The following is a 3,572-nucleotide window of genomic DNA, read 5'->3' as shown; positions in this document are numbered from 1 at the left end:
GCGATGGCGTACTTGAGATCGCCATCGCCAGCAAGCCGGCTCCTACAAGGATCGTGTGGGGCCATCCAAGTCATCGTATAACTTCTGATTGACATACCCTGAAACACTCGCAAATAATCGCCCCGATGTTGTACGACGACGTATGACAAAAATAAAAACAACAAACACCCAGGGAACGTCACAGTGAGCAAACTCGCCCGCAATTCCTCCATCCGCACTTCTCGCCCTGTCTTCGCACGCCGGCATACCCTGAGCCTGATCGGTTGCAGCAGCCTGGCCGTACTCGCCATGCCTGTGATCGGCCACGCCGAAGGTTTCGTCGATGACGCCAAGGCCACGCTGAACCTGCGCAACTTCTACATCAACCGCAACTTCACCAACCCGACCTACCCACAAGGCAAGGCCGAAGAGTGGACGCAAAACTTCATCCTCGACGCCAAGTCAGGATTCACCCCAGGCCCGGTCGGTTTTGGTGTGGATGTGCTGGGCCTGTACTCGCAGAAGCTCGATGGCGGCAAAGGCACCGGCGGTACACAACTGCTGCCGATCCACGATGACGGTCGCCCTGCCGACAACTTCGGCCGGATGGGGGTGGCGCTCAAAGGCAAAATCTCGAAAACCGAATTGAAGGTCGGCGAATGGATGCCGATACTGCCAGTCCTGCGTTCGGATGACGGCCGCTCCCTGCCGCAAACCTTCCGCGGTGGCCAGGTGACCTCTACCGAGATCAGCGGCCTGACGCTCTACGGCGGCCAGTTCCGCCAAAACAGCCCGCGCAACGATGCGAGCATGGAAGACATGTCCATGAACGGCAAAGCGGCGTTCACCTCGGACCGTTTCAACTTCGGTGGTGGTGAATACCTGTTCAACGAGAAGCGCACGCAGGTCGGCGTCTGGTACGCGGAACTCACTGACATTTATCATCAGCAGTACTTCAACCTGAGCCACAGCCAACCCATCGGCGACTGGACCCTCGGCGCCAACCTCGGCTTCTTCAACGGCAAGGAAGATGGCAGTGCCCTGGCCGGTGACCTGGACAACAAAACCACGTTCGCCATGCTGTCTGCCAAATACGGCGGCAACACCTTTTACGTCGGCCTGCAAAAGCTCACCGGCGACAATGCCTGGATGCGCGTCAACGGCACCAGCGGCGGCACCCTGGCCAACGACAGCTACAACTCCAGCTACGACAACGCCAGGGAAAAATCCTGGCAACTGCGTCATGACTACAACTTCGTCGCCCAGGGCATTCCCGGCCTGACGATGATGAACCGCTACATCAGCGGCGATAACGTGCACACCGGCGCTATCACCGACGGCAAGGAATGGGGCCGCGAATCGGAACTGGCCTACACCATACAGAGCGGCGTGCTGAAGAACCTCAACGTCAAATGGCGCAACGCGAGCATTCGCAAAGACTTCAGCAACAACGAGTTCGATGAAAACCGCATTATCATCAACTACCCGATTTCGTTGTTGTAATACGCTGCCCGGCTGATCCATACCCTGTAGGAGCCAGCTTGCTGGCGATGAACTCAAGGGCGACGCGTATATCCAGTTATTACGCGTGATCGTTAACGTCCATCGCCGGCAAGCCGGCTCCTACAGGGGTAGTGGTTAACCCTCCGTCTTTTTTGACCAAAGTTGCGTTGACAAGACCCGGAAACCCTAACGATACTTCGGCACAGTCGTACGACAACCTATAACGAATTCAACAACAATAATTTCGCGCCCAGGAACTTCCATGACCACCACTTCCCAAGCCCCTTTCAATCGCCTGCTGCTGACCGGTGCCGCCGGTGGCCTCGGTAAAGTGCTGCGCGAACGCCTGCGGCCTTACGCCAAAGTCATTCGCCTGTCGGACATCGCCGACATCGCCCCCGCCATTGATGACCGCGAAGAAGTCGTGACCTGCGACCTCGCGGACAAGCAAGCCGTGCATCACCTGGTCGAAGGCGTGGACGCGATCCTGCACTTCGGCGGCGTGTCGACAGAGCATTCGTTCGAAGACATCCTCGGCGCCAACATTTGCGGTGTGTTCCACATCTACGAAGCGGCGCGCCGTCATGGCGTCAAGCGGGTGATTTTCGCCAGCTCCAACCACGTCATCGGTTTCTACAAACAGGATGAAGTGATTGACGGCCGATCCCCTCGCCGCCCGGACAGCTACTACGGTTTGTCCAAGTCCTATGGCGAAGACATGGCCAGCTTCTACTTCGATCGCTACGGCATCGAGACCGTCAGCATCCGTATCGGCTCCTCGTTCCCGGAACCGCTAAACCGCCGAATGATGAGCACCTGGCTGAGCTTCGGCGACCTGACCCAACTGATCGAACGCTCCCTTTACGCGCCGAACGTCGGCCACACCGTGGTCTATGGCGCTTCCGACAACAAGAACACTTGGTGGGACAACCGCTACGCCACTGCGCTGGGTTATGCACCGCAGGACACCTCTGAAGTGTTCCGTGCAAAAATCGACGCCCAGCCGATGCCGGCCGCTGATGACCCGGCGATGGTTTACCAGGGTGGCGCGTTTGTCGCGTCCGGTCCGTTCGGCGATTGAGTCAGCGCTGTTCACTTGATCCCCACAACAAAAACCCAGGGAATGAGTTGCCATGCAAGCCGAATTGATTGTCGATGCCCGCAACACGGTCGGTGAAAGCCCGGTCTGGGTCCCGGAAGAAAACGCCCTGTACTGGGTCGATATTCCCGCCGGGGGCCTGCAACGCTGGAGCGCCGAAACCGGGCATGTCGAGGCCTGGACGGCGCCGGAGATGCTCGCCTGCATCGCGCGTCACCGCGATGGCAGCTGGGTCGGCGGGATGGAAAGCGGATTCTTCCGCCTCCAGCCGCACAATGACGGCAGCCTCGACAGCGAACTGCTGGCCCACGTCGATCACCCGCGTACCGACATGCGCCTCAACGATGGTCGCTGCGACCGTCAGGGGCGTTTCTGGGCCGGCAGCATGGTGTTGAACATGGGCGCCAACGCGGCCGACGGTGCGCTGTATCGCTACGCCGACGGGCAGCGCGGGCCGCTCGACGCGCTACTTTCAGGATTCATCGTCCCCAACGGCCTGGGTTTCAGCCCGGACGGGCGCACGATGTACCTGTCTGACTCGCATCCCTCAGCCCAGCAAATCTGGGCCTTCGATTACGACATCGACAGCGGTACGCCGACAAACCGTCGGCTGTTCGTCGACATGAATCACTTCTGCGGTCGCCCCGATGGCGCTGCCGTGGATGCCGAAGGCTGCTATTGGATTTGTGCCAACGATGCCGGGCTGATTCACCGTTTCACCCCCGACGGACGCCTGGACCGCTCCCTCACCGTACCGGTGAAAAAGCCGACCATGTGCGCCTTCGGCGGCAGTCGACTGGACACCCTGTTCGTGACCTCGATCCGCCCCGGCGACGACCATGACGAACAGTCACTGGCGGGCGGTGTGTTCGCCCTTGATCCGGGCGTTAAAGGTTTGCCGGAACCCCTTTTCAGCCACTGACCGAATTCGCCAGACAACGCTGTACCTGTAGGAGCCAGGCTTGCCGGCGAAGGCGATCTCAAATACGCC

General features: G+C 59.6%; 3 protein-coding genes. All 3 read left to right on the top strand.

The window, feature by feature from the left end; genetic code table 11:
- Positions 1-183 precede the first annotated feature (183 nt).
- The 3 genes from KGB25_RS30275 (at position 184) to KGB25_RS30265 (ending at position 3,503) form a co-directional block, all read left to right on the top strand.
- Entirely contained in the window at positions 184-1,482 is a 1,299-nt protein-coding gene (locus KGB25_RS30275) for an OprD family porin (protein ID WP_223437998.1), read from the top strand.
- A 262-nt stretch (positions 1,483-1,744) separates the two neighbouring features.
- Entirely contained in the window at positions 1,745-2,563 is an 819-nt protein-coding gene (locus tag KGB25_RS30270) for an NAD-dependent epimerase/dehydratase family protein (RefSeq protein WP_192227450.1), read from the top strand.
- Between the two features lie 52 nt (positions 2,564-2,615).
- Positions 2,616-3,503, top strand: coding sequence for an SMP-30/gluconolactonase/LRE family protein (locus tag KGB25_RS30265; RefSeq protein WP_223437996.1), 888 nt, complete (start codon positions 2,616-2,618; stop codon positions 3,501-3,503).
- Positions 3,504-3,572 lie beyond the last annotated feature (69 nt).

This window comes from Pseudomonas sp. BF-RE-21 (genome assembly GCF_019947305.1).
Lineage (GTDB): Bacteria > Pseudomonadota > Gammaproteobacteria > Pseudomonadales > Pseudomonadaceae > Aquipseudomonas > Aquipseudomonas migulae.
This window is presented reverse-complemented; position numbering and strand designations above follow the sequence as displayed.

Excerpts from the sequence above, each read along its gene's own strand:
- KGB25_RS30270 (WP_192227450.1), top strand. The coding sequence starts at position 1,745 with ATGACCACCACTTCCCAAGCCCCTTTCAATCGCCTGCTGCTGACCGGT.
- KGB25_RS30265 (WP_223437996.1), top strand. The coding sequence starts at position 2,616 with ATGCAAGCCGAATTGATTGTCGATGCCCGCAACACGGTCGGTGAAAGC.